This is a genomic window from Pseudomonas sp. FG6, assembly GCF_057809015.1.
The window spans coordinates 36160-51425 of sequence record NZ_JBMDJD010000030.1; the positions used below are offsets into that span (position 1 = coordinate 36160).

12 protein-coding genes are annotated in these 15266 nt (G+C 62.0%); 7 read left to right on the forward strand and 5 right to left on the reverse strand.

Annotated elements, in window-relative coordinates:
- Positions 1-68: 68 nt before the first annotated feature.
- From rsmA to ACODSJ_RS18885, 4 genes are read right to left on the reverse strand one after another with little or no spacing between them, the layout of a single operon-like run.
- Positions 69-887, reverse strand: coding sequence for a 16S rRNA (adenine(1518)-N(6)/adenine(1519)-N(6))-dimethyltransferase RsmA (gene rsmA / locus ACODSJ_RS18870; protein WP_489103171.1), 819 nt, complete (start codon positions 885-887; stop codon positions 69-71).
- Positions 884-1873, reverse strand: coding sequence for a 4-hydroxythreonine-4-phosphate dehydrogenase PdxA (gene pdxA / locus ACODSJ_RS18875; RefSeq protein WP_489103172.1), 990 nt, complete (start codon positions 1871-1873; stop codon positions 884-886). The genes rsmA and pdxA overlap by 4 nt, the downstream gene beginning before the upstream one ends.
- A complete protein-coding gene (gene surA / locus ACODSJ_RS18880) occupies positions 1870-3186 on the reverse strand; it encodes a peptidylprolyl isomerase SurA (RefSeq protein WP_489103173.1) in 1317 nt (438 codons plus the stop codon). The genes pdxA and surA overlap by 4 nt, the downstream gene beginning before the upstream one ends.
- On the reverse strand, positions 3167-5965 hold the full coding sequence (locus tag ACODSJ_RS18885; RefSeq protein ID WP_489103174.1) for an LPS-assembly protein LptD: 2799 nt from the start codon (positions 5963-5965) through the stop codon (positions 3167-3169). The genes surA and ACODSJ_RS18885 overlap by 20 nt, the downstream gene beginning before the upstream one ends.
- Before the next feature lie 131 nt (positions 5966-6096).
- Here ACODSJ_RS18885 and ACODSJ_RS18890 point away from each other — a divergent pair, with 131 nt between their 5' ends.
- Genes ACODSJ_RS18890 through ACODSJ_RS18900 form a run of 3 tightly spaced genes read left to right on the forward strand, consistent with a single transcriptional unit; the run spans position 6097 to position 8559 of the window.
- Positions 6097-7122, forward strand: a complete 1026-nt coding sequence (locus ACODSJ_RS18890) for an aminoglycoside phosphotransferase family protein (protein WP_489103175.1) — start codon at positions 6097-6099, stop codon at positions 7120-7122.
- The gene (gene murU, locus ACODSJ_RS18895; RefSeq protein WP_489103176.1) at positions 7119-7790 is read left to right on the forward strand and encodes an N-acetylmuramate alpha-1-phosphate uridylyltransferase MurU; all 672 of its coding nucleotides are present in this window, start codon (positions 7119-7121) and stop codon (positions 7788-7790) included. The genes ACODSJ_RS18890 and murU overlap by 4 nt, the downstream gene beginning before the upstream one ends.
- Position 7791: 1 nt before the next feature.
- A complete protein-coding gene (locus ACODSJ_RS18900) occupies positions 7792-8559 on the forward strand; it encodes a TerB family tellurite resistance protein (RefSeq protein ID WP_489103177.1) in 768 nt (255 codons plus the stop codon).
- Positions 8560-8611: 52 nt separating this feature from the next.
- On the opposite strand, the gene ACODSJ_RS18905 is transcribed toward ACODSJ_RS18900, so the two are convergent.
- Positions 8612-9607 (reverse strand): alpha/beta hydrolase family protein, encoded by a 996-nt coding sequence (locus tag ACODSJ_RS18905; protein ID WP_489103178.1) that lies wholly within the window; start codon positions 9605-9607, stop codon positions 8612-8614.
- A 74-nt stretch (positions 9608-9681) separates the two neighbouring features.
- On the opposite strand from ACODSJ_RS18905, the gene ACODSJ_RS18910 reads away from it, so the two are divergent.
- The 4 genes from ACODSJ_RS18910 to ACODSJ_RS18925 all read left to right on the forward strand — a co-directional run bounded on the left by ACODSJ_RS18910 (position 9682) and on the right by ACODSJ_RS18925 (position 15229).
- On the forward strand, positions 9682-12078 hold the full coding sequence (locus tag ACODSJ_RS18910) for a PAS domain-containing sensor histidine kinase (RefSeq protein WP_489103179.1): 2397 nt from the start codon (positions 9682-9684) through the stop codon (positions 12076-12078).
- A gap of 56 nt (positions 12079-12134) precedes the next feature.
- Positions 12135-12764: a response regulator gene (locus ACODSJ_RS18915; RefSeq protein ID WP_489103203.1), complete on the forward strand. Its 630-nt coding sequence runs from the start codon at positions 12135-12137 to the stop codon at positions 12762-12764.
- A gap of 247 nt (positions 12765-13011) precedes the next feature.
- Positions 13012-14136, forward strand: a complete 1125-nt coding sequence (locus tag ACODSJ_RS18920; RefSeq protein WP_489103180.1) for an ABC transporter ATP-binding protein — start codon at positions 13012-13014, stop codon at positions 14134-14136.
- Positions 14137-14185: 49 nt separating this feature from the next.
- Positions 14186-15229 (forward strand): ABC transporter substrate-binding protein, encoded by a 1044-nt coding sequence (locus ACODSJ_RS18925; RefSeq protein WP_489103181.1) that lies wholly within the window; start codon positions 14186-14188, stop codon positions 15227-15229.
- The last annotated feature ends 37 nt before the right edge of the window (positions 15230-15266 follow it).

Genomic DNA, 15266 nt, shown 5'->3' on the forward strand with positions numbered 1-15266 from the left:
GATCAGTCTAGGCCAAGTATCGGGTAGTAAACCAGAGTGGCGTCCCACCCGATAGCGACCAACGCCTGTCAGCTGGCGTCGGCTTTTGCCGGGGTCTGTTCGCTGAGCTTGTCGGCCAGGCGCACGAATGCCGCCAGGTCCAGTTGCTCGGGGCGCAGGCCACCGTCGACACCGGCCGCTTCGATTTCAGCGCTGCTCAGCAACAGTTTCAAGGTGTTTCGCAGGGTTTTGCGGCGCTGGTTGAACGCTTCGCGAACGACGCGCTCCAGCAGGCGATGGTCCTTGGCCGGGTGTGGCAGCACGGCATGGGGAACCAGGCGGACGATGGCCGAGTCGACTTTCGGGGGCGGGTTGAAGGCCCCGGGGCCGACGTTGAACAGGTGTTCGACCCGGCAATGGTACTGGACCATGATCGACAGGCGCCCCCAATCACCGCCGCCAGGACCGGCGGCGAGACGTTCGACCACTTCCTTTTGCAGCATGAAATGCATGTCGCGGATCAGCCCGGCGTTGCTCAGCAGGTGGAAGATCAGCGGCGTGGAGATGTTGTACGGCAGGTTGCCCACCACCCGCAGGCTGTTGGGCGCGGCGTTCAGGCTGTTGAAGTCGAACTTCAGCGCATCACCCTGGTGCAGGTTGAAGTTGCTCTTGCCGGAAAATTGCTGGTTGAGGATCGGCACCAGATCCTTGTCCAGTTCCACCACGTCCAGTTGCGCGCCGCTGCCGAGCAGTCCTTCGGTCAGGGCGCCCTGGCCCGGGCCGATCTCCAGCAGGCGATCGTCGGGCTTGGCATTGATGGAGCGCAGGATGCGATCGATCACGCCGGCGTCATGCAGGAAGTTCTGGCCGAAGCGCTTGCGCGCGCGGTGTTGGTATTGCTCGGTCATATAAGGGTCTCGGCCATCTGGTAGGCGGTTTCCAGCGCGACGTGCAGGCTGCCGGTGTCGATCTTGCCGCTGCCAGCCAGGTCCAGGGCGGTGCCATGGTCTACGGACGTACGGATGATCGGCAGGCCCAGGGTCACATTGACCGCTGCGCCAAAGCCCTTGTACTTCAGCACGGGCAGGCCCTGGTCGTGGTACATCGCCAGCACTGCGTCGCAGTGCTCCAGATATTTGGGGGTGAACAGAGTGTCGGCAGGCAGCGGGCCACGCAGGTCCATGCCCTCGCTGCGCAAGCGCTCCAAGGTGGGTTCGATGATGTCGATTTCTTCGCGGCCCAAATGACCGCCTTCGCCGGCGTGGGGGTTGAGCCCGCACACGAGGATGCAGGGGTGGGCAATGCCGAATTTCTCCTGCAGGTCCGTGTGCAGGATTCGCGTGACCCGCTCCAGGCGTTCGGGAGTAATGGCGTCGGCAATCTCCCGCAGCGGCAGGTGGGTGGTCACCAGCGCCACGCGCAAGCCACGGGTGGCCAGCATCATCACCACTTGCGCGGTGTGGGTCAGGTCCGCCAGGAACTCAGTGTGCCCGGAAAAGGCAATGCCGGATTCGTTGATCACGCCCTTGTGCACCGGTGCGGTGATCATGCCGGCGAAAGTCCCGTCCAGGCAGCCTTGGCCCGCGCGGGTCAGGGTTTGCAGGACGAATGCGGCGTTGGCCTTGTCCAATTGGCCGGTGACGACCGGGGCGCCCAGGGGTGTGTCCCAGACGTACAGGCTGTTGGCGGGCGCGGGGGCGTCCGGCCAGGCGCCTGGCGAAACCGGAAGAAGGCTGACGGTCACCCCCAACTGCGCGGCCCGCTCAAGGAGCAGGTCGCGGTTGGTGATGGCGATCAGGGGATGTGGCTGGGGTTGCGAGGCGAGCAGCAGGCACAGGTCAGGACCGATGCCGGCAGGCTCGCCGGGTGTCAGCGCGAAACGCTTGGGATTCACTGCGCGGCCTGGTCTGCACCAGGAAGCTTGATTTCAACGTAGGCTTCGTCACGGATCTGACGCAGCCAGGTTTGCAGTTCTTCGTCGTATTTGCGGTTGCGCAGTACGGTCATTGCCTGCTGTTCGCGAGCCTGGGTGGTGCTGTCGGTGGCGCGGCGGCCAAGGACTTCCAGTACGTGCCAGCCATAAGGGCTCTTGAACGGCTTGGACAATTGGCCTTGCGGTGTCTGGGCCATGACCTGGCGGAATTCGGGCACCAACGCGTTCGGGTCGACCCAGTTCAGGTCGCCACCATGGAGGGCCGAACCCGGGTCTTCGGAGAAACTTTTCGCCAGCTCGCCGAAATCTTCACCCGCTTCGATACGGTCGTAGAGTTTCTCGGCCAGGCGCTTGGTCTCGGCTTCGCTGCGAATTTCGCTTGGCTTGATCAGGATGTGGCGCACGTGCACTTCGTCACGAACCTGAGTTCCGCCGCCGCGTTTTTCCAGTACCTTCAAGATGATGAAGCCGCCTGGTGTGCGGGCAGGCTGGGTGATGTCACCCACCGCCATGGCACTGAGTTCACGATCAAACGGTGGTGGCAGTTGAGCGGGCTTGCGCCAGCCCATGTCGCCGCCTTCCAGGGCGTTTTCGCTGGCGGAGCGGGCGACGGCCATTTGACCGAAGTCGGCACCCTGCTTGAGTTTCTGGTAGACATCCATCGCCTGGCGATAAGCGTTCTGGATCGCTTCGGAGTTGGCGCTTTCCGGTGTAGGAATCAGGATGTTGGCCAGGTGCAGTTCTTCCGAAAGCTGCATCTTGCCCAGGTCGGAGGCGAGGAAGTTTTTCACTTCCTGCTCGGATACCTGGATGCGTTCGGCCACGCGGCGCTGACGCACACGGCTGATGACCATCTCGCGGCGGATCTGATCGCGAGCGTCGTCATAGGACAGGCCGTCGTGTGCCAGGGCGGCGCGGAACTGCTCCAGGGACATGTTGTTGCGCTGGGCAATGGTGCCAACGGCCTGGTTCAGTTCTTCATCGGTGATGCGAATCCCCGAACGTTCGCCAATCTGCAGTTGCAGGTTTTCGACGATCAGCCGTTCGAGCACTTGCTGGTCCAGCACACCCGGTGGCGGCAGGCCACCGCCGCGCTTGGCGATGGTCTGCTGTACTTCGTGGACACGCTGGTCCAGCTGGCTTTGCATGACCACGTCGTTGTCGACAACGGCCACCACTTTATCGATGGACTGAACGGCGGCGTTGGCCGTCGTACCCAGGAACAGCGCGCCCAGCATCAGCGGGCGCAGACAATCAGAAAGCTTGATCTTCACGTTCACGATAACCTTGGATGCCTTTGTCGAGGAAGCTCTCTACCTTGGCGCCGGTGAGGCCGCCGAGTCCCTTCAGGACAATTTGGAGGAAGACGCCGTGGTCGCCTTTTTCGTTTTCCGGGGCGGCTTGACTGAATTCTTCATAGTCGACCCAGTAACGGTTGATCAGGCGCAGTTTCCAGCAGCAGTTGTCGTATTCGAAACCACCGAAGGCTTCCAGGGTACGGTTGCGGTTGTAGTCATACTGCCAGCGGCTGATGGCGTTCCACTGTGGCACGATCGGCCAGATGACCGAGAAGTCGTGCTGCTTGATCTTGTAGTAGTCCTTCACGTAGCCAGGTGTGCCAGGGGTGCCATAGTCGCCGCCGCCCACTTGCCATTGGCCGGTATTTTGGTCGTAACGAATCAGGTCGTTGCGATAGCGATAACCGGCGTTGATGACCTTGTTCGGGTTATCTTCAGGTTGGTAGTGGAACATTGCGCTGCCCGAGCGAGGGCTGTGGGTGTCCGGATCCCAGTTATAGTCGGCGGTGGTACGCCAATCGCGGTTCCAGCGGTATTCATATTCCAGCGCGTAAGGCGAAACGTTCGACTTCGAGTCTTCGCGGGTTCTGGCGTTAATACCCGGCAATTGAACTTCGCGGTCCTTGAAGTACACGGCTTGGCCGACGCTGATACGTTGGCGTTCGAAGCCGTTTTCTTCGATCCAGCGATTGGTCACGCCCAGGGAGAGCTTGTTTTCATCGCCAACACGGTCGGAGCCGAAGAAGCGGTTGTCCCGGAACAGCGAGGAATAATTGAAGGTGCTTTCGCTGGAATCGAAGACAGGGATGTCGCTCTGATCTTTCTCTGGCACATAGAGGTAATACAGGCGCGGCTCCAGGGTCTGGCGATAGTTCTTGCCAAACCATTGGGTATCGCGGTCGAAATACAGGCCGCTGTCGATGCTTGCGATCGGCACGCCACGGCTTTGGTTACGGCTATACGTGCCGCTCAGGCGATCGGCCTCAGCACTCTGGGCGGCAATGTCGGCTTTGCCTCGATTGTCCAGGTCCAGGTCGTATTGGGTGTACTGATATTTCAGCGACGGCTTGATGAAGCCATAGCTAGCATTCATTGGCAGGCTGACGACGGGGGCAAGATTCATCCGATCGCCGGTAGCACGAGCCAAACCTTGGACGTTCCGGTCCAAGAACGGCTCGGTGTCACCGTTCTCATCTGTATAGTTTCCAGTCCGCAAATCACGGTCAAACCGCACGAACTCGGTGTTATAAGCGAAATCCAGCCCACCCGGATGTTGCGGCAGCGCGCCATTGAAGGTGATCTGCGGCAAGCGGTCATAAGGTGTGATGTTCGAAATCGTGGCCATCTGATAGGCCTGGACGTTCAGGCGCGCCGTATACGTATCGCCGCGATAGCTGACTGCACCTTGCTGGTTCACATATTCCCGGGATTCGACACCGATCTGGTCGGTCTGCAAGTCCTGGAAGTAGTACGGGTCGCTGATCTTGGTGTAGTCGACTTCTGTCAGTACGCGGGAGTCGAGGCCGCCCTTGTGCTGCCAGTTGTACATGTAGCGGGTCTTGCTGTAGTCGGTCTGCTTGGCGCGTTCGTTGTCTTCGTCATTGAGGTACGCCGCGCCGAACTGGCCTTCGCTGGACTTGGTCAGGTAGCGGAACTCGCCTTCCATCAGCAAGCCGCGCTTGCTCATGTAGCGCGGGTACAACGTGGCGTCGTAGTTGGGCGCCAGGTTGAAGTAGTACGGGGTGACCAGCAGGAAGCCGGTGTCGCTGCCGGTGCCGATGGTCGGCGGCAGGAAGCCGGACTGGCGACGGTCGTCGATCGGGAAATAGATGTAGGGCGTGTACAGGACCGGGATGTCCTTGACCCGCAGCGTCACGTTGGTCGCAGTACCGAAGCCGGTGGCCGGGTTCAGGGTGATGTTGTTGCCCTTGAGCGTCCAGGCGTTGCTGTTCGGTTCGCACGTGGTGTACGTGCCGTCCTTGAGGCGGATGATCGCGTTCTCGGCGCGCTTGGCGTACAGCGCGTTACCCCGGATGCGCGACTTGTGCATCACGTATTCGGCGTTGTCGACCTTGGCTTCACCGGTGTCCAGCTGGACATCGGCGTGGTCGCCGACGATCAGTGCGCCGTTGTCACGGACCCGCACGTTGCCGCTCAGTTCGCCGCGGTTCTCGGCCTGGTACAGGTTGGCCTCGTCGGCCTCGACTTGCATGCTGCCCTGGCGCATGACCACGTCGCCGGCCAGGGTCGCCACCTGTTCTTCCTGCTGGTAGCGCGAAGCCTTGGCGCCCAGGAAGGTCGGTGCGTCACTCTTGGCCGTCTTGTCGTTCATGCCGGGACGCGTCGGTTCGATGTAGGCGCCCGAGCAGTAGGGGCCTGTTTCCGCCAATTGCGCCGGGGTGAGGTTCTCGCGTGGAACCCAATCCAGGTGGCTGTAGTCTGCACTGCGCGACTTCAGGCCACGCCCCTTGGCTTCGGTGACGAGCATCGGCTTGTCGCCGGCTTCTTCGCCCGAGCTGCTGTCGGCCGGGCTCGCGCCGTTGTCGGCCAGTGCACTGCCCTCGTGCACGGGACGCGGTGGCAATGCGGCCGCGGGCGTCTTGGGGGAACAGTCCCAGGCACCCGAAGCGGAGACAGAGCAGTCATACTGCTGCGCCGCGACGACGAATGAAGAGGCCAGGGGTTGCAGGGCCAGCAGACTGCCAGTGACCAGCAACGGAAATTTTTTACGAAACGCGGGGGATTTCAATGCCATCTTATTAGTCCGGGCTTCCTGCGTGCCATCTGCCCGCGGTATTGGGCCGCACGCCTCTCGATGGTCTGAAAAAGATGCTGGATAATAAAGCATGACCCGCTTGACGGCTAGGGCCGTCGGAGACCCTTGCAATGCCCGACCAAGATGTACGCCTGCAACACCTGAAAGTTTGGCTCGATGAACAACTGCCACTCCTTTTTGCCCGTCAGGGCTGGGGTACCGTACCCCCGGCCACATTGACCGCGGCCAGCAGCGACGCGAGTTTCCGGCGTTATTTCCGCTGGGAAGGCGAAGGCCGCAGTTTGATCGTCATGGACGCTCCGCCGCCGCAGGAAAACTGCAAACCCTTCGTGGATATCGCCTTTTTGCTGGCGAAATCCGGCATCAACGTGCCAAAAATTTATGCAGAAGACCTCGAACGCGGATTTCTTTTGCTCAATGACCTGGGCAACCAGACCTATCTTGACGTGATCAACGGCGAAAATGCCGATTCGTTGTTCCGCGATGCCCTGCAAGCCTTGCTGGCTTTTCAGCAGCTGCCGATGGTGGCGCCGCTGCCCAGTTACGACGTCGCCCTGTTGCGTCGGGAGCTTGAGCTGTTCCCCGAGTGGTACGTCAAGCGAGAGCTGGGCGTCGAACTCGACCCGGCCCAGCAGCAGCTCTGGCAGCAGGTCAGCGAGCTGCTGATCGACAGCGCCCTGACCCAGCCCAAAGTGCTGGTGCATCGCGACTACATGCCGCGCAATCTGATGCTCAGTGAGCCGAACCCCGGTGTGCTGGACTTCCAGGATGCGGTCTATGGTCCGGTCACCTACGACGTCACTTGTCTGTTCAAGGACGCCTTTCTCAGTTGGCCCGAGGAGCGTGTGCGCGGTTGGCTGGAAGATTACTGGCGGCAGGCCGGGGCGCTTGGTATCCCGGTCCAGCCGGATCTCGATGATTTCTTGCGGGCCAGCGACTTGATGGGCGTGCAGCGCCATCTGAAGGTCATCGGGATCTTCGCGCGCATTTGCCACCGTGACGGCAAGCCGCGTTACCTGGGGGATGTGCCGCGCTTCTTTGCTTATATAGAAGCGGTCATCGCCCGTCGCCCTGAGCTGGCGCCATTGGGCGACTTGCTTGCCAGTCTGCGCCAGTCGGCCGGAGCAACGGCATGAAGGCCATGATCCTGGCGGCGGGCAAGGGGGAGCGCATGCGCCCCCTGACCCTCACCACCCCCAAGCCGTTGATTCGCGTCGCGGGCATTCCCTTGATCGAGTACCACTTGCGGGCACTGGCTCGGGCTGGTTTTACCGAAATCGTGATCAACCATGCCTGGCTTGGCCAGCAGATCGAGGACCGCTTGGGGGACGGTGCGCAGTTTGGCGTGCACATTCGTTATTCGCCGGAAGGTGAGCCCTTGGAAACCGGCGGCGGTATTTTTCGCGCCTTGCCACAGTTGGGTGAGGAGGCGTTCCTGGTCGTCAACGGTGATATCTGGACCGATTACGATTTCGCCGCCTTGCGCCGGCCGCTCGAAGGGCTGGCGCACCTGGTGCTTGTGGACAACCCCGAGCATCACCCGGGTGGCGATTTCGTCCTGGCCGACGGAAAAGTTCACGATGGCGCAGCGTCTGCCGACAAACTGACCTACAGCGGCATTGCCGTGCTGCATCCACTGTTGTTCGCCGGGTGTGCGGACGGCGCGTTCAAGCTCGCCCCTCTGTTGCGCACGGCCATCGCCAAGGGCCAGGTCAGCGGCGAACACCTGGAGGGGCATTGGGTCGATGTCGGCACCCATGAACGTTTGGCGCAGGTCGAAACCTTGATAGAAGCGAGCCGTTGATATGTGGTGGCCAGGGACTCTGATTGGAGCGGGAGCGGGCTTTGCCATAGCCAGCATCCCGGGGGCCATGCTGGGTGCGTTGTTGGGGCAGGCGCTGGATCGGCGCCTGAACCTGCAGGGTTGGGAGCAAGTGCGTGAACGCCTGGGCGGACGTCCGGCGTTGCGCAACGACGAGTTGCTGTTTGTATTGCTGGGGCGGCTGGCGAAGAGCGATGGGCGCGTGGTCGATGGCCACATCCAGCAGGCCCGCCAGGAAATGCGCGCGTTGGACATGAGCGAGCCGGCGCAACGCCGGGCGATTGCCGCGTTCAACCGAGGCAAGTCAGGAAGCGACCGCTTGCGCGGTTATCTGCGCCGTCTCGCCGTCCAGCCCCACGCGGCTGAAGGTGTATTGCGAGCGTGTTGGCGGATGGCCTGGGCCGATGGTTCGGCGGGCGCGGGCGAGCGTGAACTGATTACCCGGTGGGGCAAGTGGCTGGGCTGGACATCACATCAGATCCACGCCCTGGGCGTCGATTACGAACCGCACAGATTGCCGCCGTCCAGCGGCGGCGTGACCTATCAGGAGGCGTTGCGCTTACTCGGGGTTTCAGCCACCAGTGAGCCCTCGCAGATCAAGCGTGCTTACCGTCGCCTGCTCAGCCGCCACCATCCGGACAAGATTGCCGGCACAGGCGCCACTCCGTTGCAGGTGCGTGAAGCCACCGACAAGACCCGAGAGCTGCATAACGCCTATCGGCTGATTCGCGAGCGACGGGATTTTCGGTAGCGATCTACCCCGTGGCGAGGGAGAGGCTGGCTAACAACAATAGCGGTCAGCCTCACTCCCCTGGTTTCTGCGGATTCAACCAACCCCGAACCCGACGGAACAACTGTTCCTGCTCCGCCGACGGGTTCGGCAGGGCCTTGAGGGAAACCTGGCTGAAGGTCGAGCCTTTCAGGCGTTTGCTCGCCTGCAGACGCTCCAGCGCCGCGTTGCGGTCCAGCGGCTTGTCCATGTAGAAAATGTCGGCGGTCGCCAGTTTCAGCGTCGGGGTCAACTCGGCCAGGCCCGGTTTGGCGGTGATCGGAACCTGGGCGGCAATCATCACGAAGCGTTCGATTTGCGCAGGCTGCTTCTCGCTGAGATAACGCGCGGCCCAATAGGCACCGGTCCCGTGGCCCAGCAGCACGATGCTGCGGGCGCTCTGTTGTTCGGCATAGGCCAGCGCCGCATCGATGCGGGCAAAGATGCGTTCGGCATCGGCCTTGGCATGTTCCTCATCTGTTTGCGCAACGACGGGGTCGGCGGCATCGGCTTCACCACCGGCCACTTGTTCGATCGGGGCCGCGGTCGTGGCGTCCGGAGTGGCGGCTGCGGTGTCGGCCGGTTTGGTCTGCGGCGGTGTTTCCACGACGCGGGGCGCGATAACGTCGCTTTGCAGGTCCGGCAGAGTGATACTCAGGCTGCTCCATTCCACATCGGGCAATTTTTTACGCAATGGGCCGATGACTTGAGGCCAGTCAGCTGTTTCGCCGGCACCGGGGATTATGATGACGGCGCCCTTGGGATCGCTGGTATTGGCCGGCTTCCAGAGTGCCAGGAAGGTGTCGCTGCCGGTCTGCAGTTGCTGTTGTTCCTGCGTCGGGATTTTTCGCTCAAGCGCTGTCGCCTCTTCCTGGCTACGCTCGGGCAAAGGCTGGCGTTCGAGTGGTTTGTCCCCGGCAGGTTGCTCCGCGGTGGCGGGGGCTGGTTCCTCGGCCTGGGCGAAAACGGTACTTGGCAGGATCAGCGACAGGCACAATGCTGGCAATGCCAGGCGGTAAACAGAGGGCATTGGATATTCCATGACCAGAAGTATTTCCGGCAGCCTAAAGGGTTGGTCAGTATTTGTCAGTGCATGAGACTTCGATGATGCGTTTTTGCTGCCTGTGGGTTATCGGCTGTTTATGGCTTCCCTTGATGGCCTGGGCCGCGCCCGCGCCGACGGCCCATGGCGTGCAATTGACTGTGCAACAGCGCCAGTGGCTGGCCGAGCATCCGCAATTGCGGGTCGGCCTGGTCTTGCAAGCACCGTACGCGCAGTACGACCGGCGTTTGCAGCGGTTATCCGGGACCAATGTCGAGTTGATGCAGGGCTTGGGCAAGGCGTTGAACGTCGAGCTGACCTGGCGCAACTTCCAGGACCTGGCGCAACTGGAAGCCGCCGTGCGCGACGGTGAAGTGGATATCGCCCCGGGCCTGATGCAAACCCCGGTTGGGCTCAGGCTCTGGCAGTTTTCCGATCCTTATTTGCGAGTGCCGCAGTTGATCGTCGGCGAGCAGAAGGGCGCCGAAGGTGTGGAGCTGGAAAAGCTCGACGCCCAGGTCCGGGTCGCCGTGCGCATGCCCAGTGCCACGGCCGATTACCTGCGCAGCAACTACCCGATGTTGAATACGCAAGGTGTGCCGAGCGAACGTGAGGCCCTGCAATTGTTGCTGAGCCAGCAGGCTCGATACGCCGTGATCGATGAGGCACAGTTGGGGCGGCTGATGGTCGAGCCCGAGTTCGCCAACCTGGCGGTGGTCGGCGATATCGGGCTGCCGCAATTGCTCCGGGTGGCGACTCGCAAGGACTGGCCGGAGTTGGCCGAGATCATCGACCGTGGCTTGCAGGCGATTCCGGCCAAGGAACTGGAGCAACTGCACAGCCGTTGGCTCAAGCCCAAATACCCACGCCTGACCGAGACCCCGGGTTTCTGGCAGAACCTGGCCTTGTTGATACTGATCCTGCTGCTCAGCAGTATCGCCGTCGTGTTCTGGCAGCGTCGCCAGCAGCGTGGCCTGGAGCGTCGGCTGCGTGCCGCGCGCGAGGACATCGCCCAGCGTGCCGCCAGCGAGGAGGCCTTGCGTCTGACGCAGTTCTCCATCGACCAGAGCACCGTCGGCATTCTCTGGGTCAACTGGGACAGCCATGTGCGCTATGCCAACCGCGCCGCCGAAACGATGCTCGGTTATGCCCCGGGCGCCATCATCGATCGGCCGCTGATCGACTTCGAGCCCGGCCTGCATATGGACCGCTGGCTGAACCTGTGGAAGCGCGCCCGGGCCAGCGACGACGGGCCGCAGAGCTTCGAGACCGAATGCGTGCGGGCCGATGGCAGCGTTCTGCCGGCGGATGTGTCCTTGAGCTTTCTGCGTTTTCGCGACGCCGAGTACCTGGTGGTCTATCTCACCGACGTGACGGAGCGGCGCCGGGCCCTGGCGGCGTTGCGTGAAAGCGAGGCGCGCCTGCAAGGTATTGCCGCCAACGTGCCGGGGCTGGTGTTTCGCCTGGAACGTTCGCCCGTGAACGGCCAGATCGACTTTGCCTACATCAGCGAGGGCAGCGAAAGCCTGGTGGGTTATTCCCCCGCGACCCTCGCCCGCAGTGACACCGGCCTGCGCAGCCTGGTGCACCCGGACGACAAGGCCGGCTACCACCGCACCCAGGACCAGGCCCTGGACAGTGACAGTGACTGGTCCTGGCAAGGCCGCATCCTGACCCGCGAAGGCCGGGAACGATGGGCCGAGATCAAGGCCATCACCCGTCGACTGGAGGACGGTGCCTATGTCTGGGACGGTATTGTCTGGGATATCACCGAAAGCAAGCGCATCGAACTGGAACTGGCCAGTTCCCGGGAGCAATTGCGTGAGTTGTCCGCGCACCTGGAAAGCGTGCGGGAAGAGGAAAAGGCCCGTATTGCCCGGGAAGTTCACGACGAGCTGGGCCAGATGCTGACGGTGTTGAAGTTGGAGACCTCAATGTGCGAATTGGCCTACGCGCAGTTGGACCCGGGCCTGCATGAACGGCTCAACAGCATGAAGCGTCTGATTGCCCAGCTCTTCCAACTGGTGCGAGATGTGGCCACGGCCCTGCGCCCGCCGATCCTCGATGCGGGCATCGCCTCGGCCATCGAATGGCAGGCCCGGCGCTTCGAAGCGCGCACGCAGATCCCTTGCCTGGTGCAGGTGCCGGAGAACTTGCCGGCCCTGAGCGACGCCAAGGCCACCGGCCTGTTCCGGATTCTCCAGGAGGCGCTGACCAACGTAATGCGCCATGCCCAGGCGCATACCGTAGAGGTGACGCTGACCCGGCAAGGCGACGAATTATGTCTGACCGTCAGCGACGACGGTGTAGGATTTGTGGCAACTGAACAGCGCCCGACGTCCTTCGGCCTGGTAGGCATGCGTGAGCGGGTGTTGATCATGGGCGGGCAATTGTCGCTGGAAAGCGAGCCGGGGGAGGGGACGACCCTGGCGGTGCGGGTGCCGTTGCATGAGTCCTGAGGGTGAATTGCCTGCGCTGGCCCTATCGCGATGAGATCGTGAACCTGGAGAAGAACGTGATCCGTGTACTGGTAGCCGAAGACCACACCATCGTCCGCGAAGGCATCAAGCAACTGATCGGCCTGGCCAAGGACCTGGTGGTGGCGGGAGAGGCGAGCAACGGCGAACAGTTGCTCGAAGCCTTGCGCCACGTGCCTTGCGAGGTGGTGCTGCTGGATATTTCCATGCCGGGCGTCAACGGCCTGGAGGCGATCCCACGGATCCGCGCGCTGAACAATCCGCCGGCTATCCTGGTGCTGTCGATGCATGACGAGGCGCAGATGGCCGCTCGTGCATTGAAAGTCGGCGCCGCCGGCTACGCGACCAAGGACAGCGATCCAGCATTGCTGCTCATGGCGATCCGCAAGGTGGCCTCGGGTGGACGCTACATCGACCCGGACCTGGCCGACCGGATGGTCTTCGAAGTCGGCCTGACCGATACCCGGCCCCTGCATTCACTGCTGTCCGAGCGTGAGTTCTCGGTCTTCGAGCGCCTGGCCCACGGCGCCAACGTCAATGACATTGCCCAGCAACTGGCCTTGAGCAGCAAGACCATCAGCACCCACAAGGCGCGATTGATGCAGAAGCTCAACATCACCTCACTGGCCGAGCTGGTGAAATACGCGATGGAGCATAAGCTGCTCTAAGGCCACAGGGGGGGCGTGTCGGCATATCCATTTGCGACAACTCCTCGACCGCGCTGTTGCCCCTGCTTGAAGCTTGTCGCTCAAAACTCGCCACTGCTTTTATCCAATCCCGCCATCGCTGTAGGGCAATCCCTACCCCGACGCTTCCATCCGGCTGAGGCGATTCTCTCCTGCGCCCCGATTTGCGCGAACCCGAGGCTCCACTAGGCTTGATTCACAAGCAGTCATCAATACAAAAGGTGCGGGTATGAGCCATGTCGATTCAAGTGCGGGGACCGGTGATGTGCTGGTCAGCTTTCGTGGTGTGCAAAAGAGCTACGACGGCGAGAACCTGATCGTCAAGGACCTCAACCTGGAGATTCGCAAGGGCGAATTTTTGACCTTGCTCGGGCCGTCCGGCTCCGGCAAGACCACCAGCCTGATGATGCTCGCCGGGTTCGAAACCCCGACCGCCGGTGAGATCCTGCTGGCCGGTCGCTCGATCAACAACGTACCGCCCCACAAGCGTGACATCGGCATGGTGTTCCAGAACTACGCCTTGTTCCCGCACATGACCGTCGCCGAAAACCTGGCCTTCCCGTTGACCGTACGTGGCTTGAACAAGAGCGACGTGAGCGATCGGGTCAAGCGTGTCTTGAGCATGGTCCAGCTGGACACCTTCGCCCAGCGTTACCCGGCGCAACTGTCCGGCGGCCAGCAGCAGCGGGTGGCGCTGGCCCGGGCTTTGGTGTTCGAGCCGCAATTGGTACTGATGGACGAACCCCTCGGTGCGTTGGACAAGCAACTGCGCGAACACATGCAGATGGAAATCAAGCACCTGCACCAGCGCCTTGGCGTGACCGTGGTCTACGTGACCCACGACCAGGGCGAAGCCTTGACCATGTCCGACCGCGTGGCGGTGTTCCACCAGGGCGAAATCCAGCAGATCGCTCCACCGCGCACCCTGTATGAAGAGCCGAAAAACACTTTCGTCGCCAATTTCATCGGCGAGAACAACCGCCTCAATGGCCGGTTGCACAGCCAGACCGGCGACCGTTGCCTGGTAGAGCTGGGGCGCGGCGAGAAAGTCGAGGCGCTGGCGGTCAACGTCGGCAAGCCCGGCGAGCCGGTGACCCTGTCGATCCGTCCGGAGCGGGTTAGCCTCAACGGTGTCAGCGAACAATGCGTCAACCGCTTCTCAGGGAGGGTGGCGGAATTCATCTATCTGGGCGACCACGTCCGGGTTCGCCTGGAAGTCTGCGGCAAAAACGACTTCTTCGTGAAACAGCCGATTGCCGAGCTCGATCCGGGGCTCACCGTCGGGGACGTGGTTCCGCTTGGCTGGCAAGTCGAGCATGTGCGTGCGCTCGATCCCCTTCTAGAGGCGAATTGATCGCCCCCTGCTGTACCAACACCAACCCTGCACGTGGAGAGAACAATAAATGTTGAGATCCCTTAAGTTCACAGCCCTGACCCTGGGCATGATGGGTGCGGCAAGCGCGATGGCGGCAGGCCCGGACCTGACCGTGGTGTCTTTCGGTGGGGCGAACAAGGCGGCTCAGGTCAAAGCCTTCTACGCACCCTGGGAAGCCGCCGGTCACGGCAAGATCGTCGCTGGCGAGTACAACGGCGAAATGGCCAAGGTCAAGGCCATGGTCGACACCAAGAGCGTTTCGTGGGACCTGGTGGAAGTCGAATCGCCGGAACTGTCCCGTGGCTGCGACGAAGACATGTTCGAGCAACTGGACCCGGCCCTGTTCGGCAAGGCCGAGGACTACGTCAAGGGCGCCATCCAGCCTTGCGGCGTAGGGTTCTTCGTGTGGTCGACCGTGCTGGCCTACAACGCCGACAAACTGAAAACCGCACCCACCAGTTGGGCGGACTTCTGGGACACCAAGCAATTCCCGGGCAAGCGCGGCCTGCGCAAGGGCGCCAAATACACCCTGGAATTCGCCCTGATGGCCGACGGCGTGGCGCCGAAAGACGTCTACAAGGTGCTGGCGGGCAAGGACGGCCAGGACCGCGCCTTCAAGAAACTCGACGAACTCAAGCCGAACATCCAGTGGTGGGAAGCCGGTGCACAACCACCGCAATACCTGGCCTCCGGTGACGTGGTCATGAGCTCGGCCTACAACGGCCGGATCGCCGCTGTGCAAAAAGAAAGCAACCTGAAAGTGGTGTGGAACGGCGGTATCTATGACTTCGACGCCTGGGCGATCCCACGCGGCCTGGACAAGACCCGCGCCGAAGCGGCGAAGAAATTCATCGCCTTCTCGGTGGCACCGCAACAGCAGAAGACCTACTCGGAAAACATCGCCTACGGCCCAGCCAACACCCAGGCTGTGCCGTTGCTGGCCAAGGATGTCCTGAAGGACATGCCGACCACCCCGGAAAACATCGCCAACCAGGTGCAGATCGACGTCAGCTTCTGGGCTGACAACGGCGAGCAACTGGAACAGCGCTTCAATTCCTGGGCTGCGAAGTAACCCAAGCGTCCTGAGTGAAGGGGTTTTTGTGGCGAGG